Source organism: Deinococcus aerolatus, assembly GCF_014647055.1.
GTDB classification, from domain to species: domain Bacteria; phylum Deinococcota; class Deinococci; order Deinococcales; family Deinococcaceae; genus Deinococcus; species Deinococcus aerolatus.
On record NZ_BMOL01000006.1, the window covers coordinates 162,084 to 187,016 of the forward strand.

General features: G+C 67.8%; 20 protein-coding genes. 13 read left to right on the forward strand and 7 right to left on the reverse strand.

What is annotated here, in order from left to right:
* Positions 1 to 72 precede the first annotated feature (72 nt).
* Together IEY31_RS08620 and IEY31_RS08625 are read left to right on the forward strand one after the other, a co-directional pair.
* A complete protein-coding gene (locus IEY31_RS08620; RefSeq protein WP_229723433.1) occupies positions 73 to 1,893 on the forward strand; it encodes a hypothetical protein in 1,821 nt (606 codons plus the stop codon).
* Positions 1,894 to 1,916: 23 nt separating this feature from the next.
* Positions 1,917 to 2,405 (forward strand): hypothetical protein, encoded by a 489-nt coding sequence (locus IEY31_RS08625; protein WP_188970937.1) that lies wholly within the window; start codon positions 1,917 to 1,919, stop codon positions 2,403 to 2,405.
* Positions 2,406 to 2,540: 135 nt separating this feature from the next.
* Here the strand turns inward: IEY31_RS08625 and IEY31_RS08630 are convergent, their stop codons facing one another.
* Genes IEY31_RS08630 through IEY31_RS08650 form a run of 5 tightly spaced genes read right to left on the reverse strand, consistent with a single transcriptional unit; the run spans position 2,541 to position 8,090 of the window.
* Positions 2,541 to 3,662 carry an NAD(P)/FAD-dependent oxidoreductase gene (locus tag IEY31_RS08630; protein WP_188970938.1) on the reverse strand — a complete coding sequence of 374 codons (1,122 nt, stop codon included), beginning with the start codon at positions 3,660 to 3,662 and terminating at the stop codon, positions 2,541 to 2,543.
* Complete coding sequence (locus tag IEY31_RS08635; protein ID WP_188970939.1) at positions 3,659 to 4,474, reverse strand: SDR family NAD(P)-dependent oxidoreductase; 816 nt, start codon at positions 4,472 to 4,474, stop codon at positions 3,659 to 3,661. The genes IEY31_RS08630 and IEY31_RS08635 overlap by 4 nt, the downstream gene beginning before the upstream one ends.
* 53 nt (positions 4,475 to 4,527) lie before the next feature.
* Positions 4,528 to 6,081 (reverse strand): 5-oxoprolinase subunit PxpB, encoded by a 1,554-nt coding sequence (pxpB, locus tag IEY31_RS08640; protein ID WP_188970947.1) that lies wholly within the window; start codon positions 6,079 to 6,081, stop codon positions 4,528 to 4,530.
* Positions 6,082 to 6,855: a LamB/YcsF family protein gene (locus IEY31_RS08645; protein ID WP_188970949.1), complete on the reverse strand. Its 774-nt coding sequence runs from the start codon at positions 6,853 to 6,855 to the stop codon at positions 6,082 to 6,084.
* A gap of 38 nt (positions 6,856 to 6,893) precedes the next feature.
* The gene (locus IEY31_RS08650; protein ID WP_188970951.1) at positions 6,894 to 8,090 is read right to left on the reverse strand and encodes a trans-sulfuration enzyme family protein; all 1,197 of its coding nucleotides are present in this window, start codon (positions 8,088 to 8,090) and stop codon (positions 6,894 to 6,896) included.
* Between the two features lie 95 nt (positions 8,091 to 8,185).
* On the opposite strand from IEY31_RS08650, the gene IEY31_RS08655 reads away from it, so the two are divergent.
* From IEY31_RS08655 to IEY31_RS08665, 3 genes are all read left to right on the forward strand, one after another.
* On the forward strand, positions 8,186 to 8,890 hold the full coding sequence (locus tag IEY31_RS08655) for a PucR family transcriptional regulator (RefSeq protein ID WP_188970953.1): 705 nt from the start codon (positions 8,186 to 8,188) through the stop codon (positions 8,888 to 8,890).
* A 118-nt stretch (positions 8,891 to 9,008) separates the two neighbouring features.
* Entirely contained in the window at positions 9,009 to 10,382 is a 1,374-nt protein-coding gene (locus tag IEY31_RS08660; protein WP_188970955.1) for an aminotransferase class III-fold pyridoxal phosphate-dependent enzyme, read from the forward strand.
* A 113-nt stretch (positions 10,383 to 10,495) separates the two neighbouring features.
* On the forward strand, positions 10,496 to 12,019 hold the full coding sequence (locus IEY31_RS08665) for a CoA-acylating methylmalonate-semialdehyde dehydrogenase (protein ID WP_188970957.1): 1,524 nt from the start codon (positions 10,496 to 10,498) through the stop codon (positions 12,017 to 12,019).
* On the opposite strand, the gene IEY31_RS08670 is transcribed toward IEY31_RS08665, so the two are convergent.
* On the reverse strand, positions 12,016 to 12,639 hold the full coding sequence (locus IEY31_RS08670) for a uracil-DNA glycosylase (protein WP_188970959.1): 624 nt from the start codon (positions 12,637 to 12,639) through the stop codon (positions 12,016 to 12,018). The two genes, IEY31_RS08665 and IEY31_RS08670, sit on opposite strands and share 4 nt — an antisense overlap.
* A 108-nt stretch (positions 12,640 to 12,747) precedes the next feature.
* The gene (locus IEY31_RS08675) at positions 12,748 to 14,877 is read right to left on the reverse strand and encodes a molybdopterin-dependent oxidoreductase (protein WP_188970961.1); all 2,130 of its coding nucleotides are present in this window, start codon (positions 14,875 to 14,877) and stop codon (positions 12,748 to 12,750) included.
* A gap of 315 nt (positions 14,878 to 15,192) precedes the next feature.
* Here IEY31_RS08675 and IEY31_RS08680 point away from each other — a divergent pair, with 315 nt between their 5' ends.
* The 8 genes from IEY31_RS08680 (at position 15,193) to xylB (ending at position 24,881) form a co-directional block, all read left to right on the forward strand.
* Positions 15,193 to 16,701, forward strand: a complete 1,509-nt coding sequence (locus tag IEY31_RS08680; RefSeq protein WP_229723438.1) for a sugar ABC transporter ATP-binding protein — start codon at positions 15,193 to 15,195, stop codon at positions 16,699 to 16,701.
* Positions 16,698 to 17,699: an ABC transporter permease gene (locus IEY31_RS08685; protein WP_188970965.1), complete on the forward strand. Its 1,002-nt coding sequence runs from the start codon at positions 16,698 to 16,700 to the stop codon at positions 17,697 to 17,699. The genes IEY31_RS08680 and IEY31_RS08685 overlap by 4 nt, the downstream gene beginning before the upstream one ends.
* A 149-nt stretch (positions 17,700 to 17,848) precedes the next feature.
* Positions 17,849 to 18,802 carry an ABC transporter substrate-binding protein gene (locus IEY31_RS08690; RefSeq protein WP_188970967.1) on the forward strand — a complete coding sequence of 318 codons (954 nt, stop codon included), beginning with the start codon at positions 17,849 to 17,851 and terminating at the stop codon, positions 18,800 to 18,802.
* A gap of 120 nt (positions 18,803 to 18,922) precedes the next feature.
* The gene (locus IEY31_RS08695) at positions 18,923 to 19,930 is read left to right on the forward strand and encodes a sugar phosphate isomerase/epimerase family protein (RefSeq protein ID WP_188970969.1); all 1,008 of its coding nucleotides are present in this window, start codon (positions 18,923 to 18,925) and stop codon (positions 19,928 to 19,930) included.
* The gene (locus tag IEY31_RS08700) at positions 19,927 to 21,075 is read left to right on the forward strand and encodes a Gfo/Idh/MocA family protein (protein WP_229723434.1); all 1,149 of its coding nucleotides are present in this window, start codon (positions 19,927 to 19,929) and stop codon (positions 21,073 to 21,075) included. The genes IEY31_RS08695 and IEY31_RS08700 overlap by 4 nt, the downstream gene beginning before the upstream one ends.
* 1 nt (position 21,076) lies before the next feature.
* Positions 21,077 to 22,123, forward strand: a complete 1,047-nt coding sequence (locus IEY31_RS08705; protein ID WP_188970971.1) for a LacI family DNA-binding transcriptional regulator — start codon at positions 21,077 to 21,079, stop codon at positions 22,121 to 22,123.
* 128 nt (positions 22,124 to 22,251) lie between these two features.
* Positions 22,252 to 23,418: a xylose isomerase gene (gene xylA / locus IEY31_RS08710; RefSeq protein WP_188970973.1), complete on the forward strand. Its 1,167-nt coding sequence runs from the start codon at positions 22,252 to 22,254 to the stop codon at positions 23,416 to 23,418.
* A complete protein-coding gene (xylB, locus tag IEY31_RS08715) occupies positions 23,415 to 24,881 on the forward strand; it encodes a xylulokinase (RefSeq protein WP_188970975.1) in 1,467 nt (488 codons plus the stop codon). The genes xylA and xylB overlap by 4 nt, the downstream gene beginning before the upstream one ends.
* The last annotated feature ends 52 nt before the right edge of the window (positions 24,882 to 24,933 follow it).

Consider the following 24,933-nt stretch of genomic DNA (forward strand, 5'->3'; position numbering starts at 1 on the left):
CCCCCAGGCTTTACACCTCGTTTCCGTTTGCGCGTATGATGGATCATGAATGGCAGTGACAGCTGTCGGCATGTGCGGCCCCTGGCCCGCAAGACACACACCTGGTCCCGGCTTCGCGGGGCGGGAAAATGGATCGGCTGGCTGGCCTTCGTGGGCACAGCTCAGGCGGCCAGCGTGCCGCCAGACTGGTACACACGGACTGTCCCCCTGCGGGTGGTGCAGCCCGTGGCAGATCAATCCAGTGCGTACAGCGCCGTCGTTGACGCCAGCGGCGGCGAACTGGAGGCCCTGGACGACGCTGGCAATTCCTACCTCCTCACCGTTCCACCCGGCGCGTTGCCGGGGCCGACGCGAATCACGGTCACCCCTCTGACCCGGGTCGGCGGCCTGCCCTTCAAGGCTGGACTGGGTGTCGGTGCACGTCTGGAACCGCACGGCCTGAGCTTCCTGCGCCCGGCCACCCTGGCCATCACACCCGCTAAGCCACTGAACCTCCAGACCCTGATGCCGTGGCGGATCGAGGGAGAGCGGCAGCACCTGGACGTCATCGTGGCCCGTGCAAACCCGACCCAGATTACCTTTGTTCTCAACCACTTTTCGGATTACGGAACCTCCAGCGCCTCCGAAACGGAACGCAGCATTGAGCTGGCGCGTCCCGCTCTGGAAGCACAGGAGCAGCTGGGCCGGGACATGGCCAAGGTGCTGGGCCAGGAACGGCAGAATCAGCTGCTGGGCATAGACGATGCAGAGACAGGCATGTCGTCTGCTGCCCTGGAGGAACTCACAGCGCTGCTCAAGGCGTATGAAACACAAGTTCTTGAGCCTCTGAAAGCTGTGGCAAATGAAAACTGCGCGCTGGCCCACCTCTATCTCCAGGAACGGGTAGGCCTGATCAAGCAGATGCAGACGCTTGGCCGTGGCGATGAGGCGCTTGACGTTTTGCACGATGTGCTGGGTGAGGGACTCAGCGATGCGGTGGGCCGGCAATGTCTGAAAGAGCAGTTCGAGCTTTGCCTGATGAGCGGAGGGGACGTGGCCGGCCTGGTCCAGTGGGCCATCGGCTGGGAGCGCAGCCGACAACTGGTGGGGGCGGATGACGCACCCCGTTCCCTGCTGGACGGTGGGGAACTGGCCGCCGCCCTCAAAGACTACGTGCAGCGCTGTGGCCGCTATGAGCTGGAAATGGTGTCGACGCTGGACTACGAGGGCGTGCGGCCTGACGCCTCAGGCGCCATTTCACTGGGCTCAACCGAGCTCAAGCGCCAGATCAGCGTTCAGGCGCGCCTTCCCCTCGTGACGCAGGCCTCCTCTGCAGTCGGGGTTTCCCTTCCGACCGGTCAGGGTCCCCTGAGCTACGCGAAGTACGAGGAAGCGGGCTCCACCTCAATGGTGACGATAGGCGTCACAGGCAGTTGTACCTCGTCGGCTTTCGGAACGCGGGCGGGGAACATGCAGGTGAAGCTGGATCTGCTCTTTAAGGACAAGCAGGTGCAGCCGCCCCAGAAAATCCAGGGCCTGAGTGAACAAGTCCAGAAAATTCTCGGGCGGTTGCCGAGGATTGGTCTTCTGAGCGTCGCGCGTGAAGTGGATCTTGAACACTCCACGCTGACGATCCAGCCGGGTGAGCCGACAGAAATCAGTCTCGTGAAATGCGTTTCGACCGGCGGATCGTCTTCTGAGAAACAGGAGGCCCAGACCTGGCTGACCGAGTGGAGTCAGCGGCTGCGCCCGGCAGGAGACGAACAGGCGGGTTGGACGCTGGAACCATTGCAGCCTGCGCCAGGCGTGCTTGGCCGCCTGACCCAGCACGATGACGGGAGTCGGACACCTCAAAAAGACGGTAAGAAGGTCTGGGACCTGCGGATTGATGTCAAACACACGCCACACCGCTGACCTGTTCCCTCAGGGAGGAAAACATGAAGAACGGACTGTTGTTCACGGCATTGCTGGCTTTCTCGGGATGGAGCGCAGCGGCCCTGCCCAATCCCTGCAAACTCCTGAGCGCCGCCGAAGTTCAGGGCGTGTACGGCAGCAAGGTCAGGGTAGGCCAGCTGGAAACTGCGGACGGCATGAACAGATGCGAATTCGAGCAGGCCAAAGGTGGTCTGGTGGTGATGGTGGCCTCCCATAGCATCCTTCAGGGCAAGCCGCTCAAACAGATGGCAGAGGCCTCAGACCTGCCCGGCTTGATCCATGCGGTCCCAAAGCTGGGCGATGAGGCCTACGCCGGGGCAAGCTCCGTCGTTGCGGTGGAGGGACAGCCCAGTACCTTGACCAGCGGCGTCTCGGTAATTGTTCGCAAGGGCCCGCATATTCTGATGATGATCAGTCTGGTGAACGGGAAAGGACCCAGCGAGGCCGCACTACTCAGTCTTACGAAGCGGGCGGTCACCCGGTTGCGCTAGGGAAGGCCGAAGCCGTGAAGATTCGGGAGGTCTGCCGGGCAGGCGAGTGAAAATCACGAGGGATGTCGGGACGCTCAAGACCCCGTCGGTGTCTCTACCAAGCGCTGCACATCAACCTGACGGTGGACCAGCGCCCTACACCTGCAGGTCCAGCCTCCGCACCTCCGTACCGGCAAAGCGTTCGATGCCCAGCGGCGAGACATCGATGAAGGGGGTCTCACCCGTCGCGATCTGGGCCACCACGCGGCCTATGGCGGCCGCCTGCATGACGCCGTGTCCGGAAAAACCGCAGGCGTTGAGCCAGCCCTCCGCGCCGGGCATGCGGCCCACCACCGGAAAGCCGTCGGGGGTCAGTTCGTAGTAGCCCCACCAGCTGGCGTTGCGGTCCAGCGCGGCCGCGTCCAGCCACGGCCAGCGTGTCAGCGCCAGTTCCAGGGTAGGTTCCAACCAGCCCCAGTTCAGGCCCTCCTTCCAGCCGCTGTCCAGCGGGTCCGCCCGTCCGAAGATCAGACGCTCTCCTTCCGAGCGCAGGTAGACGCCGCTGCCCAGGTCAAAGGTCATCGGCACCGGGCGGGGCAGCGTCAGCGGGCCAGTGCAAAAGACCATCCGGCGGGCCGGCTGCACTGGAATGTCCAGGCCAGCCAGCTTCCCCACCTCCCCGGACCACGCCCCCGCCGCGTTCAGCAGCTGCGGGGCCTGATACGGGCCGGCCGGCGTGTCCACCCGCCAGAGTCCGCCCACGCGCGTGATGGCCGTGACTGGCGTGTCCAGCACCACCTGCGCCCCGGCTTCACGTGCCAGCCGCACGTACTCGTGGTTGAGGCTGTGGGCGTCCACCTTGCCGTCGGTGGGACAGAAGCTGCAGCCGCCCAGGCCAGCAGTGTCAAAGGTGGCGTACCGCTGCGCCTCATCGGGGGTCAGGGCCTCCGAAGGAATGCCCAGGCTCTGCTGCAGCGCCACGGCGTCGCGGTGCCCCGGCCAGCCCGCTTCCGGAATCAGCATCAGGTAGCCCTCGGCGCGGTAGCCGGACGCCGGCATGGCGGCGTACTCCGCGATGCTCTCGCGCGACAGCACAATATTGGTTTCATTGTGGAATTGCGCCCGCACGCCCGCCACGCTGCGGCCGGTGGAGCCACTGGCCGGGCGGTCTTTGTCCAGCACCACCACCTTCAGGCCGCGCTGCGCCAGACGGTAGGCACTGGCCGCGCCGATGATGCCCGCGCCGATCACCACGATGTCGGCGGTCTGTGCGGTCATTTCAGGTCCGCCTCGATCACCGGAAAACCCTCGACCGGGTACGTGTCCACGTTGGCTGAGCGCTGCTGCACCAGCACGCCGCCGTCCACGCTGATGAACTGCCCCGTGATGTATGCCGCGTCATCGGACGCCAGGAACAGCGCCGCGCCGGTCATGTCCTCAGCCACGCCGTAGCGGCCCAGCGGCACGGTCTTCTCGCGTTCGCGCAGCTGCTCCTCGGTCAGACCGTAGGTGTTGATGAAGCCCGGCACCACACCGCAGACGCGAACGCCGTAGGGTGCGAGATCAAGGGCCATCGAGCGGGTCATCGCCTCGATGCCGCCTTTCATCGCGTCGTAGGCCACATTGCCCCGGTGGGCGCGGGTGGCCCCGCCGGAAGAGGTCGTGAGAATCACGCCGCTGCGTCGCCGCGCCATGATGCGGGCCGCGCGGTGCGAGCACAGGAACACGCTCTTGAGATTGACCTTCTGGATGTGGTCCCACCAGGCCTCGTCCGCGTCCAGAAAGTGCCGGGTGGTGTCGATCAGGGCGGCGTTGTTGTACAGCACGTCCACGTAGCCGAACTCAGCCTCGGTGGCGCTGAACATGGCGTCCACCTCAGCGGTGTCAGACACGTCGGCAGGCACCGCCAGGGCCGCGCCGCCCGCCGCCGTGATCTCGTCCACCACGGCCTGAACCATCTCGGGCTTGATGTCATTGACGGCGACTTTGGCACCTTCGGAGGCAAAGCGCAGGGCCACGGCCCGCCCGATGCCGCCGCCTGCGCCGGTGATGAGGACGGTCTTGTTGCTGAAGCGTTGTGGGTTGCTCATGTTTCTTCTCCTGTGGGTGGGGTCTGTTGGGCGTGTGGGGGTGGTGCTGAGGGTTAATTCGGGGCGCCAAGGCACCAGCGCCGCGCCCAGTCCTGCGGTGTGCCAGACAGATCAGGGGTCAGAGACACCAGCTGACCGGGCCGCAATTGCGCTGCCAGCGGCAGGTCCTCCGGATGCACGACGGCAGGTTTGTGGTAGCCGCCGATGCGCCCCCGGTCCGCCAGCAGGATAATCGGCTCTCCAGCCGGCGTGACCTGTACCGCGCCGGTCGGCGTGGCCTCGCTGGTCACCTGCCCACCCGGAACTTCGGGGCCGCCCAGACGCAATCCCATGCGGTCTGAGCCCATCACGCGGAAAGGGGCGCTCCCCAGGGCTTTCAGGGCCTCCAGCGAGGCCTGCGGGCCGGGCCGCAGGCGCAGGGTGACGTGCTGGGGCAGGCCCAACGGAAGATTGGCAAACCCCGGGAGAGCGTCCTGCACGCCAGCGACGCCCAGCACGTCGTCTGCACGCAGAGGCCGACCCACCCGGCCGATCAGGTCGGTGCTGCAACTGCCGAGGAACGGGGTACCCTCGAAGCCGCCCGCCACCGCCAGATACGCCCGCGCGCCGGTCTGGGTGGACGTAAAACGCAAGGCCTCGCCCCTGCGCAGCCGGAACCCCTGCTGCATCGGATGACCCTGGGGCCGCATTCCAAATCCGGCCACACCCACCACCACGTCACGCAGGGCAGTCAGCACCGGACCTTTCAGGGTAAGTTCCAGCAGCGGCGCGTCCGGCGGGTTGCCCACCAGCCCGTTGGCGAAGTGGGCCGCGAGCGGGTCCAGCGGGCCGCTGCGGGCCAGACCAACATGCGCCTGATGCGGGCGTCCCCCGTCCATCAGCAGGTCCAGCAGGCCGGGCTTCTCCACACGGAAAGCAGGAAGCCGGGGTTCGGTCGGCCACAGCTCGCGCACGGCAGGCAGGGGCGGCGTCTGACCCTGGGAAGGCCGGAAGCGCACGCGGTCTCCCGGCGCGATCAGAAACGGTTCCACTCGGTTGGGATCATAGATGGTGGTCAGCGCCGTTCCCAGCAGGTTCCAGCCCCCCGGTGAGGGCAGCGGGTACACGCAGGTCTGGGCATTGGCGACGGCGACTGCACCCTGCGGCACACTGGCACGCGGGGTGGAGCGGCGGGGCAACCTGAGCTGTTCGGGAACCTCGCCCAGAAAGGGAAAGCCGGGTGTGAAACCCACCGCGTAGACGTGGTACTCGGCACCCGAATGCAGGCGGACCACCTCCGACTCGCCAAGGCCAGTGCGGGCAGCCACATCGGACAGATCGGGGCCGTCGTAACGAACAGGCAGTTCGATCAGGCGGCCTTCAGCGTCCACCGGGTCGTCGAAACTGGCCAGATGCCACGCGGCCCATGCCCGGACTTCTGCCCCAGAGACCCGTGCCTCGTCGTATTCCACGAACAGGTTGACGTAGCCGGGACCCAGATCGGTGACCCCCGCCAGCAGGTTGGCCCGCAGCGCCCGGTGAAGGGCGTGCAGGCGGGCATTCTGGTGCAGGTCCAGCTCCTGAGAGAACTGAACGTAGAAGCCGGTGGGCCGGGCAGGGCGACGCATTCAGGCTGGCGCGGCGAAGGTGCGGACCTCCACGCCCGCAGCCTCCAGCGCGTCCCGGACGGCGCGCGCAATCTGCACGGCGTTGGGGTTGTCGCCGTGGATGCACAGCGAATCCACCTCGAATTCGAAGAAGCCGCCGTCGATAGCCTCGATGCGCCCCTGGGTGGCCATCATCACGGCGCGGCGGGCGGCCTCAGCGGGATCGTGGATGCTGGAGCCGGGCATGGACCGTGGGGCCAGCCGTCCGTCTCCCAGGTAGGCGCGTTCTGGAAAGGTTTCCAGCACCACCGGCACGCCGAGCCGGCGGGCCTCGGTTTCCAGCAGCGTGGCCGGCAGGACCATCAGCGGCAGCGCCGGATCGAAATCGCGGGTGGCCCCGGCAATCGCCGCCGCCGTCGGCGCGTGCGTCCAGGCACGGGTGGACAGCGCGCCGTGTGCCTTGACGTGTTGCAGCCGTCTCCCAGCAGCCTGCGCCATACCTGCCAGCGCCGAGATCTGGTACAGCGTGTCGGCGTAGACCTGATCGGGGGCCGCCTCCAGGATTCGCCGTCCGAATCCGGGTAAATCGGGGTAGCTGGGATGGGCCCCCAGGCCCAGCCCATGCAGCCGCGCCAACTCCACCGTCCTCTGCATGGTCAGCGGGTCACCCGCGTGGAAGCCGCAGGCGACGTTCACGCTGCTCAGCAGGGGAAACAGATGGGCGTCGTCGCCCAGCGTCCAGGCCCCGTAGGACTCGCCCGCGTCGGCGTTCAGGTCAATGGAGGTGCGGGTCATACGGTCAGGCTAGCGGAAAAGGACGCCCAAGGGCGCACTTACGCCAGCTCACCCACCCGTACCGTCTCCAGCGCGGCCAGCACGTCTTTGACCAGATCAGCCGGGTCCTCGATGCCCACGCTCATGCGGACCAGTCCCGGCGTCACACCATGGCGCAGCAGGGTTTCCTCACCCAGCAGGGCGTGGGTGGTGCTGGCCGGATGGCAGGTCAGGCTTTCCACGTCGCCCAGGCTGACGGCCTGCGTGAACAGCGTCAGGCTGTCCAGAAAGGCCATGGCGGCCTGCCAGCTGCCCAGGTCCAGGCTGATCAGCCCGCCGAAAGCCCGCATCTGCCGCGCGGCGACGTCGTGGCCGGGATGGCTCTTGAGGCCGGGGTAGTACAGCGCCTCGATGGCCGGGTGGCCCTGCAGGGCTTCGGCCAGCGCCATCGCCCCGGCGCAGTGGGCCTCCATCCGGAGGGGCAGGGTCTTCATGCCGCGCAGGAACAGGTAGCCCTCGAATGGCCCCAGCGACGCGCCTACGTGCCGCAACCCCACGCCGCGCAGTTCCATCAGCAGGTCTGCCGGTCCCGCCACCACGCCGCCGATGGCGTCGCCGTGCCCACCCAGGTACTTGGTGGCGCTGTGCATCACCAGATCGACGCCGAACTCGATGGGCCGCGTCAGGTACGGCGTGCTGAAGGTGTTGTCGACCACCGTCAGCGCCCCCACCGCTTTCGCCGCCCGCGTCACCCGCGCCAGATCGAAGATGCCCAGCCGGGGATTGGTGGGCGTTTCCAGCCAGACCATCCGGGTCTTTGCGTTCAGCTTGCTTTCCAGGTCCGCCTCGTCATGGGCCTCATGGACCGCCACGCCGAATTTGCTGGCCACTTCCAGCAAGAAGCCCTCGGTACCGCCGTACAGCGGGGCCAGGAACACCACCTCGTCGCCGGATTTCAGCAGGGTCAGGGCAATGGCCGATACTGCGCCCATCCCGCTGGCAAACGCCACCGCGTCCTCGGCGCCTTCCAGATCGGCCAGCTTCTGCTCGAAGGCGCGCACGGTGGGATTGGTCACGCGCGAGTAGAAGTAACCGCTCTCCTCCCCTGCGAACAGCCGCTGGCCGCGCTCGGCGCTGCCGTAGGCGAAGGTGCTGGTGGCGTAGATGGGCGTGGCGTGCGCGCCCGTGGCCGGGTCGATTCCCTGGCCCGCGTGAACGGCGCGCGTGCGAAAGCCGCGTGGGTCTGAATTGGACATACGGCCATCTTAGGACACCTGGCCTAACGGGCGTTCGTTTGAGGGGGACGGACGCTGCACCCTGGGCCGGTGGGGAGGCCGCTAAGCTGTGCCCCATGCTGCCTACCCTGGCCGAATTGCTGACCCTCCCGGCCTTCGCTGGGGCGGAGGTCAGGAGCGGCCACGCCCGGCTGGGGACACCAGTCACCTGGGTCCACGTCTCCGAGATCAGCGACGCGGCCCGCTTTCTCAGCGGCGGGGAGCTGCTGCTCAGTACCGGTACCCCGCTGACTGGGAACGACGCCGGCGTCTACATCCGCTCACTGGCAGGCGGCGGGGCGCACGGGCTGGCACTGGAGCTGGTGCGCGAGGTTCGTGAATTGCCCCAGGCTGCCCTGGAGGCGGCCCGCGAGACCGACTTTCCGCTGATCGTCTTCGGACACGAGGTCAGTTTTGCGGAGCTGACCCGCGCCGCCCACGCCCGGATTCTCAGGCCGCCCGCCGCCGCCGCCCCGCCGTCCCTGTCTGCCGTGACCGACGCCCTGACCGAGACGGGCCGCGCTGCGGGCTTCGTGGCCTCGCAGCTGGGCGCGGTGCTGGCCCTGCCGCCGCGCCCGCGCCTGACCCTGCTCGGCACCCTGGAGGCGCTGCTGGCGTGCAACTTCAACGTGGCCGAGGCGGCCCGCAGCCTGGGCGTACGCCGCCAGACGGTGTACTACCGCCTGGAACAGCTGCGCGCCATGCTGGGCGAACTTGACGATCCCCGGCGGCAACTGGGCCTGCTGCTGGCGCTGGAGTTGTCGAAAGGCCGGGAAGACTGAGAACGCCAGCTTTTGGACACCCTGTCTCTTGAGTCCGGCGCAATGAAAGGAGGACAATGACAGGCAGCGTTCCGCTTCAATCCTTTGTGTTTCCCTTCTTCCGCCCGGAGGTTCGTCCATGACCAGCACCGAAGAGCGCCCGTCCGTCTCTGAACCTGTCGCCTCTGCCCACGACATCGCGCAGCAGAACCGCGACTACACGATGTTCTCGTGGTCCGTTCAGGGCGGGCCGCTGCCGCCCGTGATGACCGGGGGCAAGGGCAGTCACTTCTACGACGGCGACGGCCACTCCTGGCTCGATTTTTCCAGCCAGCTGATCAACCTGAACATCGGCCACCAGCACCCGCGCATGCTGGAGGCCATCAAGGCGCAGGTGGATACCATGTGCTTTGCCGGGCCTTCCTTCGCCACCGAACCGCGCGGCAAACTGGGACAGAAGCTGGCCGAGGTCACCGGGCTGGCCAAGACGTTTTTCACGCTGGGCGGCAGTGAGGCCAACGAGAATGCCATCAAGATCGCCCGGCTGGTCACGGGCCGCGACAAGATCATCACCCGCTACCGCAGCTACCATGGCGCGACGATGGGCAGCATGACCGCGTCCGGCGATCCGCGCCGCTGGCCGGTGGAACCGGGCGTGCCCGGCGTGGTGCGCGTCTTTGACCCGTACTGCTACCGTTGCCCCTTTGGCAAGATCCCGGACTCGTGCGGGCGCGAATGCGTGTCGCACATCGAGGAAGTCATTCAGATGGAGGGGCCGGACAGCATCGCCGCCATCTTGGTGGAGGGCATCACCGGCAGCAACGGCCTGCTGGTGCCGCCCGACGACTACTACCCCAAACTGCGCGCCCTGTGCGACAAATACGGCATCCTGCTGATCACCGACGAGGTTATGAGCGGGTTCGGGCGCACCGGCAAATGGCTGGCAACGCAGCATTACGGCATCAAACCCGACATCGTGACCTGTGCCAAGGGCCTGACAAGCGGGTACATGCCGCTGGGCGCGTGCATCGTGAGTCAGCCGATTGCCGATTACTTCGATACGCACATGCTGTGGGGCGGCCTGACCTACAGCGGCCACCCGGTCTGCTGCGCCGCCGCCGTAGAGAACCTGGCCATCTACGAGGACGAGGGCCTGTTCGAGAACGCGCTGGAGCTGGGCGCGTATCTGGGGCAGCGGCTCGAAGCCATGAAGGCGCGCCACGCCTGCGTGGGCGACGTGCGCTACAAGGGCCTGTTCTCGGTGCTGGAGCTGGTCAGGGACAAGGCGACGAAAGAACCGCTGGCCCCCTTTAACGGCACATCCCCGGAGATGGGCCAGCTGGCCGCGTATCTGCGCAGCAAGCACGTCTACGCCTACAGCCGCTTCAACTTCCTGTGGGTCTGCCCGCCGCTGGTGATCACGAAAGAGGAGCTGGACGCCGGCCTGGACGTGTACGGGGAGGCGCTGGCTTTGGTGGATCAGGCGATTGCAGGCGGGGTGGCGGCAGACTAGGGAAATCTAGACCACATCCAGCGCCCTGGTGTTTCCAGGGCGAACCTTCCAGGGCGAGAAACTGAGTTGCAGGCGTCCGCCCGGCCCACCCCACACAGAACGGAGGCAACACCATGACCGCCATCACCGAAAAAACCACCACCCCCACAGCCAATCTATTGAGCCACTGGCTCAACAACGCGCCCGCCGAGGGCAAATCGGGCCGCACCTCCCCCGTCTACAACCCGGCCACCGGGCAGATTCAGGCGCAGGTGCCGCTGGCCAGCGCCGACGAGATCGATGAGGTGGTGAGAATCGCCGCCGCCGCCGCCCAGAAGTGGCGGTCCAGCTCCCTGAGCACGCGCTCGGGGGTGATGTTCAAGTTCCGCGAACTGCTCTCGGCGCGGCGCGATGAGCTGGCCCGCATCATCACCCGCGAACACGGCAAGGTGCACAGTGACGCGCTGGGCGAGATTGCGCGCGGGCTGGAAAACGTGGAGTACGCCTGCGGCATTCCCAACCTGCTGCGCGGCGGCTACTCCGAACAGGTCAGCACGGGCGTGGACGTGTACAGCATCCAGCAGCCGCTGGGCGTGGTGGCGGGCATCACACCGTTCAACTTTCCGGCGATGGTGCCGCTGTGGATGCTGGGGAACGCGCTGGCCTGCGGCAACGCGTTTATCCTCAAACCCAGCGAGAAAGACCCCTCCAGCGCCAATTTCATCGCCGAACTGCTGAAGGAGGCCGGGCTGCCCGACGGCGTGCTGAGCGTCGTTCACGGCGACAAGACGGCGGTCGACGCGATTCTGGATCACCCCGGCATTGCCGCCGTGAGTTTCGTGGGCAGCACGCCGATTGCCAGATACATTTACGAGAAGGGCACCGCTGCGGGCAAGCGCGTGCAGGCGCTGGGCGGCGCTAAAAACCACATGCTGGTGCTGCCCGACGCTGACATCGGCATGGCCGCCGACGCCGCCGTGTCCGCCGCCTACGGTTCGGCGGGCGAGCGCTGCATGGCGATCAGTGTGCTGGTGGCGGTGGGTGACGCGGGTGACCGCCTGATCGACGCCATTCAGGAACGCCTGCCCGCCCTCAAAATTGGCCCTGGCGACGAACCGGAAAACGAGATGGGGCCGCTGATCACCCGCGAACACCGCGACCGGGTGGCAGGCTACATCGGCTCTGCGCAGCAGCAGGGCGCAAAAGTCGTGGTGGACGGGCGCGAGACACAGTTCGATGGGGACGGCTTCTTCCTGGGCGTGTCACTGCTGGACAACGTGAAACCCGGCATGGACGCCTACGATGACGAGATCTTCGGCCCGGTGCTGTGCGTGGTCCGCGCCGAGACCTATGCCGAAGGCTTAAAGCTGATCAACGACAACCAGTACGGCAACGGCACGGCCATCTTCACCCGCGACGGCGGCGCGGCCCGGCAGTTCCAGTTCGACGTGGAAGTCGGGATGGTGGGCATCAACGTTCCCATTCCCGTTCCGGTTGCCTATTACAGCTTCGGTGGCTGGAAGGCCAGCCTGTTTGGCGACACCCACATGTATGGCCCCGAAGGCATCAAGTTCTTTACCCGCAGCAAGGTTATCACCTCGCGCTGGCCCGATCCGGCGGGGAGCAAGGTCGACCTGGGTTTTCCGCAGACCCGCTAAGCAGCGGCAGTCTTCGCCAGCAGCCGCGCTTCTACCAGCGCCGACAGCGCCCGCACCGGAGCCTGCGGATCGGTGGCAAAGTAGCGCGGGCTGGGGTGCGGGCAATTCACGGTGGGCAGGGGGCGGCGCAGTTGGGGCGACACGAACCGCCAGCCGCCCTGCGCCTTGGCGCCCACCAGCACCACCACCCGCAGGGCCGGCAGCAGCGTCAGTAGCTCCAGAGTGGCGGGCGCCGCGGCCCGGACCTGCGCGGCCGTGGGGGTCACCACCCCGGCCGCGCTGAGCTGCCACGGCACGATATTCCACAGCAAACAGCGTTCGCGCCCGATTCCGGCCAGCCTCAGCAGGCAGCTGAGGTTCTCGGCGGTGCGGTCCGGATTGTCGGGCGAGGCAAACCCTGTCTGGGCGACTTTTGGCCCCGGCGATTCCAGCAGCAACAGGATCTCGGTGTGAATGCCGCCGCTTCTGGGATCGAAATGGGGCGCGTCCAGCCGCATGCCCAGCGCCACACTGTCACGGAGCCGCGCCGCAAAGGCCGACAGCGGCGCAATATGGGGCTCCTGCAAGCGGGTGCGGCGGGCGGCCAGGGTTTCGGGGTCCGCCAGCGTCCGCGTTTGCACCGCGTCAGTCTAGCTTTGCGACGCTGGACGGACCTTCCGTGTTCCTTCAGCTCAGACGAATTGGCCCGGCCGCTGCCCCCGTGTGCAGCGGGCCGGACCACTGAAGCATCAGTCCGCCGCGCTCTCACTCCTTACGGACGCCGCGTGCAGCGTGATTGGTGTGCCGTTCACGGCCGCGTTGCCCGTCAGGGCGTCCACCCGGCGCGTGTCGGTCAGATCGTTGAGGCTGACGCCGGCATGCTGGGTGGCCACGGCCAGGCGCACGCCCGCGCGCGAGTGACCATAGCCGTGCGGCAGGCTGGCCACGCCGGGCATCAGCGTGTCGGTCAGTTCCAGCGGCACGGTCACCGCGCCCACGCGCGAGCGCACCACCACGTCCTGCCCGTCCTCCAGTCCGGCGGCGTCGGCGGGGTTGAGCTGCAGCGTGCAGCGGCCCGGCCCGCGCATCAGCCGGGGCGTGTTGTGCATCCAAGAATTGTTGCTGCGAAGCTGCCGACGCCCGATCAGCACCAGGGGCGGGGGCGTGACATCCAGCGCCGCCTCCAGCCGGGACAGATCGGCCAGCATCGGCGCGGGGGCGAGGTTGACGCGGCCAGAGGCGGTCAGCAGGCGCCCAGGAAAACACGGTTGTAGCGGACCGTAATCGACGCCGTGCGGGTTGGCCTTCAGTTCCTCCAGACTGGTGTTGTAGGGGCCATGGCGCAGCCCCAGGTTCAGCTTCTCTTCCGGCGTGCTGCCGGCCTTGCCGGTCAAACGCTCGGCCAGGCCCATGAAAATCTGGTGATCGAACCGCTGGTACTCCGCAATTGGAAAGACCGGCAGTGAGTAACGCGCCGTATTCTGGACCGCCAGCAGGTGAAATGTGACGTCGTAGTGCGCGACCTCCAGTCCGAAGGCCGGCGGCAGGATCACGTGGGCGTGGCGGGTGGTCTCGTTCAGGTAGGGATCAATGCTGACCATGAAGTCCAGCGTTGCGAGCGCGGCGTCCAGGGCCGCGCCGTCTGCAGTGGACAGCACCGGATTGCCGGCCACCGTCACCAGCGCGCGGATCTGCCCGTCACCGGGGGTGGTGATCTCCTCTGCCATGGTGACGTTGGGCAGTTCGCCGTCAAATTCGGGCAGGCCGCGCACGCGCGAGGCGAAGCGTCCGTGATAGACCGCGCCCTTCCTGGCCCGCTGCAGCAGATCGTAGGCGGGCCGGGTAAACATCGCACCGCCCTCCGCGTCCAGGTGGCCGGTCACGGCATTCAGGACATTGATCAGCCACTGCGACAGCCCACCGAATTCCTGAATGCTCAGGCCGATGCGTCCGTAGGCCACGGCGCGCTCGGCGGCAGCGAAGTCGCGCGCCAGCGTGCGGATGGTGTCGGCGGAAACGCCCGTCAATCCTTCCACACATTCTGGCGTGAAGGCTGCGGCAGCATCGCGCACGTCGTCCAGTCCGTCTGTGAAGTCGGCCAGGTGGCCCAGCCGCTCCAGTCCTTCCGCGAAGATCACGTTCAGCAGCGCCAGCAGCAGGTAAGCGTCGGTGCCGGGACGGATGAAATGGAAGTCCGTGGCGTGGTCGGCGCTCTCGGTACGGCGGGGGTCCAGCAGCACCACACGTCCCCCCCGGTCGCGGATGGCCTTCAGGCGGCCCCGCACGTCCGGCGCGGTCATGATGCTGCCGTTGCTGGCCAGGGGATTGGCCCCCATCATCAGCATAAAATCGGTGCGGTCGATGTCGGGGATGGGCATTAAAAACGGGTGGCCGAACATCTCCGCGCCTGCGAAGTGGTGCGGCAGCTGGTCAATACTGGTGGCCGTGAAGCGGTTGCGGCTGCCGATGGCCCGGACCAGCCCGCCCGCCGAGAGCAGCGTGCCGCTGTTGTGGACGCTGGGGTTGCCCTGAAAGGTGGCCACCGCGTCCGCGCCGTGCGTCCCGCGCACCTCCTGCAGACGCGCTGATACGTAATCCAGCGCCTCTTCCCAGTCCATCTCAACCCAGGTGTCGCCGCTTCGCCGCATGGGGCGCTTGAGGCGGTCCGGGTCCGAGTGCAGGTCCGGCAGCGCCGTGCCCTTGGGGCAGATGTGGCCCTTGCTCAGCGGATCAAGGGGATCGCCGCGCAGGTCCGTGACCCGGCCGCCCTGAACGGTGATCTGCAGGCCGCAGATGGCCTCACACAGGTTGCAGGCGCGGAAGTACACACCGTCTGCAGGCAGGGGGGCGGCGGCGGAAACAGGGATGGGGTGGGTCATGGGCAGGAACCTCCGGGAGTTGTAATGTGCCCGCAGTGTGCCATATGAACGGCGGCCCAGCGCCCACACGCGCCCCTGGTCGGGGCTGCAGACGGTGCACCGCGCCCGGCAGGGCCAATAGCAGAAATCGATTTCGTTATGGCTGTTTCTGTGTTATGGTCAGGGCAAGGAAAAACTGCTGTGCCGGGCTGTCCGCGTTGTCGCGTCCCTCGCCTCTCGCTGTGTGCTGGAGACTGCCGTGCCGATCTGGAATGTTATCCAACTCGTGGATGCCAAGCGCCGCCTGTGGTCACGGGCGGGGGCCACTTGACGGCGGTGCCGGCCGTCGCCTTCCGGAGCGTCACCAAGGCCTTCGGCCCGGTGGAGGTTCTGCACGGCGTGACCTTTGACATCGGGTCCGGTGAAATCCACGCCCTGATCGGCGAGAACGGCGCAGGCAAGAGCACGCTGATGAAGATCCTGGGCGGCTATCAGCCCCAGAGTTCCGGCGAGATCGTGCTGGACGGTCAGCCTGTCACCTTCCGCAGCAGCCGCGAGGCCGAGGCGCAGGGCGTGGTCCTGATCCACCAGGAATTCAACCTGGCCGATGACCTGAGCGTGGCGCAGAACGTCTTTCTGGGCCGGGAACTGGGGGGCGCCCTGCTGGACGACACCGGAATGAATCGGCAGGCGCAGGCCGCCCTGGCACGGCTGGACGTGCAGCTGGATCCACGGATGCGCGTGCGTGACCTGAGCGTGCCGCAAAAGCAGCTGGTCGAGATTGCCAAGGCGCTGTCCAGAAACGCCCGTGTGCTGGTGATGGACGAGCCGACGGCCACGCTGACCCGCCGCGAAACCGACGTGCTGTTCGCCCTGATCCGCCGCCTGCGCGACGACGGCGTGACGGTGCTGTACATCAGCCACAAACTTGATGAGGTGCAGGCGCTGGCCGACGCGGTGACGGTGCTGCGGGACGGCGCCGTGGTGTTCAGCGGCCCGGCAGCCGGCAGGACGCCGCATGATCTGGCCAACCTGATGGTGGGCCGGGAACTGGAAGAGATGTTCCCGGACAAGGGGCGGCCCACCAGAACCGAGGCGCTGCATGTTGGGGGGCTGGACGTTCCCGGCTGGGCACACGACATCACGTTTACCTTGCAGGCGGGCGAGGTGCTGGGCTTTGCCGGACTGGTGGGTGCGGGGCGCACCGAACTGTTCGAGGGCCTGCTGGGGCTGCGCCGCCACACGGTCCGGCAGGTGCGCGTGGCGGGCCGCCCCACCCGCATCGACAGCCCGGGCAGGGCGGCCCGCGCGGGCGTCGTGTACCTCAGCGAGGACCGCAAGGGCAAGGGCCTGCTGGTAAACGCCCTGCTGCGGCCCAACCTCACGCTGATGACGCTGCAGCAGTACGCACGGCCCCTGCTGGACATCCGCGCGGAGACGCGGGCGCTGGAACGGGCGGTGACCACCTACGGCGTCCGCACCGGGCGGCTGGACGTGCCAGCCAGCGCCCTTTCGGGCGGCAACCAGCAGAAGCTGGCGCTGGCCCGCATTCTGGAGGTGGACCCCGATGTGATTGTGCTGGATGAGCCGACGCGCGGCGTGGACGTGGGCGCCAAGCGCGAGATCTACCTGCTGATTCAGGCGCTGGCACAGGCCGGCAAGGGCGTCATCGTGATCTCGAGCGAGCTGACCGAGCTGCTGGGCCTGTGCCAGCGCCTGCTGGTGGTGCGCGAGGGCCGCGTCGCGGGGGACCTGAGCGGCGATGAGCTGACCGAGCAGGAAGTGATTCAGTACGCCACCGGTTTGAAAGCCCGCGCGCCCGCCCTGGAGGCTGCCCCCAGATGACCGAACCTTCTGCCCGGACCGTCAACCCCACTGCCCGCCCGCCGCTGCTGTCGCGGCTGGGCAGCCTGGGCCCGCTGCTGGGCCTGCTGGCGCTGATGATCGTGGCCACGGCCCTGAACAGCGACTTTCTGACCGTCTCCAACCTGTCGAACGTGCTGACCCGCGCCTCGTTTATCGGCATCATCGCGGTGGGCGCGACGTTCGTGATCATCTCGGGCGGGATCGACCTGTCGGTGGGTTCAATGGCCGCCCTGATCGCCGGTTCGATGATCCTGATCATGAATGCGCTGGGCGGGACCGGCGGCGGCGCGGGCGTGATCGCGGTGGGGATGCTGTGCGCGCTGGCCATCGGGGCCGGGGCCGGGCTGCTGCACGGCACGTTTATCGCGCGGGGCCGCATCGAGCCGTTCATCGTCACGCTGGGAACGCTGGGCATCTACCGCGCCGTCCTCACCTACCTGTCGGAAGGCGGCAGCATCTCGCTGAACAACACCCTGAGCGACGCCTACAGTCCGGTGTACTACGGCAAGCTGCTGGGCGTGCCGGTGCCGATCGTGATCTTCGCGGTGGTGGCGCTGCTCGGCGGGCTGATCCTGAACCGCACCCGTTACGGGCGCTACGTGCAGGCCATCGGCAGCAACGAGCAGGTGGCAAGGTACGCCGCCGTGGACGTTAACCGCGTCAAGGTCATCACCTACATGATCCAGGGCATCTGCGTGGCGCTGGCCACCCTGCTGTACGTGCCGCGACTGGGCAGCGCCAGCCCCAGCACCGGCATCTTGTGGGAGCTGGAAGCGATTGCGGCGGTGATCATCGGCGGCACGGCGCTCAAGGGGGGTTCCGGACGTATCTGGGGCACCGTGGTAGGGGCCATGCTGCTGCTGAGCATCGAGAACGTGCTGAACCTGACCTCGGTCATCAGCGTGTACCTGAACGCTGCCGTGCAGGGCGTCGTGATTATCGTGGTGGCCTTCTTGCAACGCGGCAAGCGGTCATGAACGGGCCTGCGCCCCTCCGGGCCGCCTTCAGCCGCCCTGATCTCCTCTGTCCACGCCCCACCGGGCCGCCCACCGGGCCCGCCCGCATTCTGACCGCGCCGCGTTCCGTCGTTCGCCCCACCCGGCACCCGCCTTCCAAGGAGTCCACCATGTCCCAGACCATGAAAACACTCGCGGTTCTCTCGCTCTCGCTGCTGGCGTCCGCCGCGCTGGCCCAGACCAAACAGGTGATGGGAGTCTCGATTCCCTCGGCGGACCACGGCTGGACGGGCGGCGTGGTGTACTGGGCCAACGAAACCAAAAAAGAGCTGGAAAAGATGTATCCGGGCCTGACCGTGATCGTGAAGACCGCCAAGGACGCCAACGAGCAGGCCAACCAGATTCAGGACATGTTGACGGTCAACAAGATCAACGCGCTGGTGATCCTGCCGCAGGAGAGTGCGCCGCTGACCCGCCCCGTGGCCAACCTCAAGAACAAGGGCGTGTTCACAGTGGTGGTGGACCGCGCCCTGACCGATCCCAAGGCCCAGGATGCCTACGTAGCCGGAGACAATCCGGGCCTGGGCCGGGTCAGCGGTGAGTACGTGGGCAAGACGCTGGGCGGCAAGGGCAACGTGGTGGTGCTGCGCGGTATTGCCACGGTGATCGACAACCAGCGCGTGGACGCTTTCGAGAAGGTCATGAAGGACAAGTACCCGGGCATCAAGATTCTGGACAAGCAGTACGCCAACTGGAACCGCGACGACGGCTTCAAGGTCATGCAGGACTACCTGACCCGTTTTCCCAAGATCGACGCCGTGTGGGCGCAGGACGATGACATCGCCGTGGGGGTGCTGAAGGCCATCGAACAGGCCGGGCGCAAGGACATCAAGTTCGTGCTGGGCGGCGCGGGCATGAAGGAAATGATCAAGAAGGTGCAGGACGGCGACCCGCTGATCACCGCCGACGTGACGTACCCCCCCAACATGATCCGCGACGCCATGTTGCTGACGGCCAAATCCCGTATGACGGGGGCTGCCATGCCCAAGACCACCATCATCCCCAGCGTGCTGGTGACCAAGGCCAACGCCGCCAAGTATTACTTCCCGAATTCACCGTTCTAGCTTCAGCCCGCTGACCTCACCCTGCCCAGCGCTGGGGCCGGGCCGCCGACGGCTTCCCTGCCCCCGCTCTCTCATCTCACGCCGCATGACCCCATGGTGGCCCGGAGGCACCCCAGACCCATGCCCAGACCTGTCACGTTATTCACCGGCCAGTGGGCCGATCTGCCGCTGGCCGAACTCGCGCCGCTGGCCCGCACGATGGGCTTCGACGGCCTGGAACTGGCCTGCTGGGGCGATCACTTCGATGTGCAGCGGGCGCTGAAAGAGGACGGTTACGCCGACAGCGTCCGCGAACTGCTCGCAAGACATGACCTTGGGCTTCACGCCATCGGCAACCACCTGGTGGGTCAGGCCGTGTGTGATCCCATCGACGAGCGGCACAAAGCCATCCTTCCCGCCCACGTCTGGGGCGACGGCGATCCCGAGGGCGTGCGCGGGCGAGCGGCGCAGGAGATCATCGACACCGGCAGGGCCGCCCGCAAGCTCGGGGTGGATGTCGTGACCGGCTTTACCGGGTCCAGCATCTGGCACAGCCTCTACGCCTTCCCGCCCACCGATCAGGCGTACTGGGAGCGCGGCTACGCGGACTTTGCCCGGCGCTTCACCCCCATCCTGGACGCCTTCGCGGAGGTGGACGTGAACTTCGCGCTGGAGGTCCATCCCACCGAGATCGCTTTCGACACGGCCAGCGCCGCCCGCGCGCTGGAGGCGCTGGGCCACCATCCGCGCTTCGGCTTCAACTATGACCCCAGCCACCTGGCGTACCAGGGCGTGGACTATGTGGGCTTTATTCGCCGCTTCCCAAAGCGCATCTTCCACGTCCACATCAAGGACGTGTGGTGGGGCCACGGCAGCGGCGAGGTGGGCGTGTTCGGCGGCCACACCACCTTCGGCGACGGCCGGCGCTTCTGGGATTTCCGCTCGGTGGGGCGCGGCGACGTGCGGTTCGAGGAGATCATCGTGGCGCTGCACGACGTCGGCTACGCCGGGCCCCTCAGCATCGAGTGGGAGGACGCCCGCATGGACCGGGTGGCCGGCGCCACCGAGAGCGCGGCGTACACGCGCCGCCTGGACTTCCCGCCGTCGGACGTGGTGTTCGACGACGCCTTTGCCAGGGAGGAGACGTGAGCGCCCATCAGCGCCCCATCCGGCTGGCCATGGTGGGCGGCGGGCAGGACGCCTTTATCGGGGCGGTTCACCGGCACGCGGCGGCGCTGGACGGACGCTACGTGCTGGTGGCCGGGGCGCTGTCCAGCACGCCTGAGCGCTCCAGGGCGTCGGGGGCGGCACTGGGCCTGCCGCCGGAGCGCAGCTACGGCACGTGGCAGGAGCTGCTGGCCGGTGAACGGCAGCGGGAGGATGGGGCGGAGATCATCAGCGTCGTCACGCCCAACCATCTGCATTTCCCGGTGGCGCTGGCGGCCGTTCAGGCCGGATTTCACGTGATCTGCGACAAGCCACTGGTGCCCACGCTGAAGGAGGCCCAGGAACTAGAAGCAGCGGTGAGGCAGGCTGGAACCGCCTTTGCCGTCACCTACAACTACTCCGGCTACCCGATGATCCGACAGGCCCGCGAGATGGTGCGGCAGGGCCGGCTGGGCGACGTCCGCAAGGTGATTGTGGAGTACCACCAGGGCTGGCTCGCCACCCGGCAAACCGGCAAGCAGGCCGAGTGGCGCACCGATCCGGCCCGCAACGGCCCCGCCGGGGCGCTGGGCGACATCGGCACCCACGCCGAGCAACTGGCGACGTTCGTGAGCGGACTGGCGCTGGAGGAGGTGGCCGCCGAGCTGACCGCCTTCGTGCCGGGCCGCCCCCTGGACGACGACGCCAGCATGCTGCTGCGTTTTGAAGGTGGTGCCAGGGGTGTGCTGACCGTCTCACAGATCGAGATTGGCCGCGAGAATGACCTGCGCCTGTCGGTGTTTGGCAGCGCGGGCAGCCTGAGCTGGCGGCAGGAAGACCCCAACCATCTCGTCTACGATCAGCTGGACGCCCCCCGGCAGATCCTGACGCGCGGTGGGCCAGGGACAGGCGAGGCGGCCGGCGCCATGACCCGCCTGCCGGCGGGCCACCCGGAAGCATTTATCGAGGCGTTCGCCAACATCTACCGCGCCGTGGCCGACGACCTGGCGGCGCGGGACCGGGGAGAGAACATCACACCCGACTACCCCACCGTCAGAGACGGCGTGCAGGGAGTGGCGTTCATGACGCGGGTGCTGGAAAGCGCGGCGGGGGGCGGCGTCTGGGTCAGCTTCAAGGGCCGGGCCTGACGTGAGACCGCCGGACACCGGGCGCGTCAGTATCCGGGAGGTGGCCGCCGCGTCGGGCGTCAGCACCGCCACGGTGTCCAAGGTCCTGTCCGGCCGCGCCGAGTATCCAGTGCGGGCCGAGACGGCCCAGCGGGTCAGAAAGGTGGCACTGGAGCTGGGTTACGTGCCGGACGTGGCCGCCCGCAACCTGCGAACGCGCCAGACCGGTCAGCTGGGCGTGGTGCTGGAGGCCGTGGGCTCGTCGGAACCCGACAGCCTGCTGGGCGGTCCGGTGGCGGGCCGGGCGGTCTCGCGCACCTTCGACGGCGCGATCATGGCTGGCCTCAGCGGCGCGGCGCGGGAACTGGGCGTGCCGGCCCTGGTGGTGTATCCCGGCAGCGCGGGGCTGGCACACCCGTATCTGGACGGGCGGGTGGACGGCCTGCTGGTCAGCTGCGACCCGCTGCGCGGCCACGACCTGCTGCACCGTCTGATGGGGGCGGCGCTGCCGGTGGTGGCGTTGTGGAGCGCACGGGTCCCCCCCGGTATGGGCGCGGCCGACGCCGATCACGCCGGCGGCGCGGCCCTGGCTGTGGGTCACCTGCTGGACCTGGGCCACACCCACATTGCCTTTTACGGCGGCGGGCAGGCCAGCGGCGTCGAGCACTTCCAGCGCCGGGAACAGGGTTACCAGGAAGCGATGATTGCTGCCGGTCTTCCACCGGTGGCCGCCGTGCACGACGGTGACCTGCTGGTGCAGGCGGTCAGGCAGGGCCAGATCAGCGCGGTGTTTGCCGAAACCGACCTGGGCGCGGCGGCCGCGTTCCAGGCCCTGAACCGGGCCGGGCTGCGGGTGCCGCAGGACGTGTCTCTGATGGGCTTCGACGACATCCAGGGCGCGGAATTCATCGCGGGCGGCCTGAGCACGGTGTACCATCCGGCAGCCGAGATGGCCGCCGAGGGCGTGCGGCTGCTGCTGGCCCAGCTGGCCGGACACGCCCCACGACAGGTGCAGTTGCCCACCCACTTGGTGCTGCGCCACAGCACCCAGACCTATCCTGGCCGCTAGCGGCCGCCGCCCACTCCATTGACCGCCCACATCCATACCGCCCAGTCCCGCGGGTCAGGCGCAGACACCCCGCGTGGCCCGGGCCGTTCCGCCTACGAAATCGATTTCCTCATGCCCCAGGAGCAGCCATGACGCCACTCAACCCCACCCCCGCAGACCGTTTCACCTTTGGCCTCTGGACCGTCGGCAACGTCGGACGCGACCCCTTCGGGGAACCCACCCGCCAGCCGATCAGTGCGCCCTATATCGTGCGCAAGCTGGCCGAACTGGGCGCGTCGGGTATCAACCTGCATGACAACGATCTGGTGCCGCTCGGCGCCACCGCCGCCGAGCGCGACACCATCGTTTCGGACCTGCAAGCTGCCCTGGCTGAAACCGGGCTGAAGGTGCCGATGGCCACCACGAACCTGTTCGGCGATCCAGCCTTCAAGGACGGGGCCTTTACCAGCGCTGACCGCCGCGTGCGGGCCTACGCGCTGCAAAAAACCATGCGCTCGATGGACCTGGGGGCCGAACTGGGCGCGCAGACCTACGTGTTCTGGGGGGGCCGGGAGGGCACCGAGGTGGACGCGGGCGGCAAGCTGATGGACGCGCTGGCGTGGTTCCGCGAGAGCCTCAACTTCCTGGCCGACTACTCTGAGGCACAGGGCTACGGCTACCGCTTCGCGCTGGAACCCAAGCCCAACGAGCCGCGCGCCGACATCTTCCTGCCCACGGTGGGCAGCGCCCTGGGCTTTATTCCCACGCTGGATAAGCCCGACCTGTTCGGCGTCAACCCGGAATTCGCGCACGAGACGATGGCGGGCCTCAGCTTTCCGCACGCCCTGGCCCAGGCGCTGGACGCAGGCAAGCTGTTTCACGTCGACCTGAACGATCAGAAGATGGGCCGCTTTGATCAGGACCTGCGCTTTGGTGCGGAGAACATCAAGAGCGCGTTTTTCACGGTGATGCTGCTGGAGGAGGGCGGCTACACCGGGCCGCTGCACTTCGATGCCCACGCCCTGCGCACCGAGGACGAGGCGGGCGTGTGGGCCTTTGCGCGCGGCTGCATGCGGACCTATCTGATCCTGAAAGACAAGGTGGCGCAGTTCCGCGCCGACGCCGAGATCACGGCGGCGCTGGAAGCCTACCGCGTCGAGGACACGGAGCTGGCCGCCCTGAGCCGCTTCTCGCCCGAGAATGCCGAGGCGCTCAAGAACCGTGAATTTGACCGCGAGGCGCTGGGCCGCCGCGGGCCGGGCCTCGAGGCGCTGGACCAGATGCTGATCGAACTGCTGATGGGCGTGCGGGCATGAACAAGCCAGTTACCCTGGGCCTGGACCTCGGCACCAGCGGCGTCAAGGTGGTGGCGCTGGACGCGGGCGGGCAGGTGGTCGCCAGCGCCGCGCGCACCTACCCGCTGCTGACCCCACAGCCCGGCTGGACCGAGCAGCGCCCGCAGGACTGGGCGGCCGCCAGTCTGGACGCGCTGGCCAGCGTGGCCGACACCCTCAGGGCAGGCGGCTGGACCCCCCTGGCTCTGGGTCTCAGCGGGCAGATGCACGGCGCAGTGTTTCTGGACGCGTCCGGCGACGTGATCCGCCCCGCCCCCCTGTGGAATGACCAGCGCACCGGAGCGGCGGTGGACGAGATCGAGGGCAGCATTCCCCGTGGGGAACTGATCGCCCGCACCGGCAACCGCGCGGTGACCGGGTTTCAGTTGCCCAAGCTGCTGTGGCTGCGCGCAGCAGAGCCGCAGAACTTCGCCCGCCTTCACAAGGTGCTGCTGCCCAAGGACTACCTGGGCCACGTGCTGACCGGTCAGTTCTTCACCGAACCGTCCGACGCCTCCGGCACCGGGGCCCTGAATCTGGCGGCCAGGACCTGGGATATGGACGTGTTGGGTGCCCTGTCGCTGAACGTCAATCTGTTCCCCGAGGTGGTGGAGTCCTGGGCGGTGGTGGGCCGGCTTCTGCCTGAGGTGGCGGCGCAGACAGGACTCCCGGCTGACCTCAAGGTCGTGGCGGGCGGCGGCGACAACGCAGCTGCGGGCATCGGGCTGGGGCTGGGCGCGCACCGGCCCGGCGTGGGCAGCGTCAGCCTGGGCACCAGCGGCGTGCTGTTCGCCCCGCTGGACACGCCCACCCCCGACCCGCTGGGCCGGGTCCATCTGTTTGCCCACGCCGACGGCGGCTACCACCTGCTGGGCGTCACGCTGGCCTGCGCCGGGGCGCTGCAGTGGTTCCGCGACACCCTGGCCCCGGACGCGGACTTCGCGGCCCTGCTGGCCGAAGCAGGCACGGTGCCGGACGGCGCGGAGGGCGTCACCTTCCTGCCCTACCTGGCCGGAGAGCGCAGCCCCCTGATGAACCCCGATCTGCGCGGTTCGTGGGCCGGCCTGAGCCTGGCGCACCGCCGCCCGCATCTGATCCGCGCGTTGCTGGAAGGCACCGTCTGCGCGCTGGCCGACACCTACCGGGTGATGCGGCCCATCTCCAGCCTGGAGACCCTGCTGGCCACGGGCGGCGGCGCCCGCAGTGGGTTGTGGCTGGGAATGGTCAGCGGCGCGCTGGACCTGCCGGTGCAGCATATCGGTCACGCCCCGGGGGCGGCCGAGGGCGCGGCCCTGCTCGCCATGCCCGCCGCCGGGCTGTTTCCCGACCTGCAGGCGGTTATGGACACGCTCAGGCCCCAGGGGAAGGCCGTCCCGCCGCAGCCGGTGGAACAGGCCCTGAAGCAGCATGCGCAGGCCCTGAGGGGGTTGCCAGGCACGCCGTGAACTGAGTGGGCGGTCTGAGGGACACGGCAGCAAGACAAGAGCAGGCCAGTCA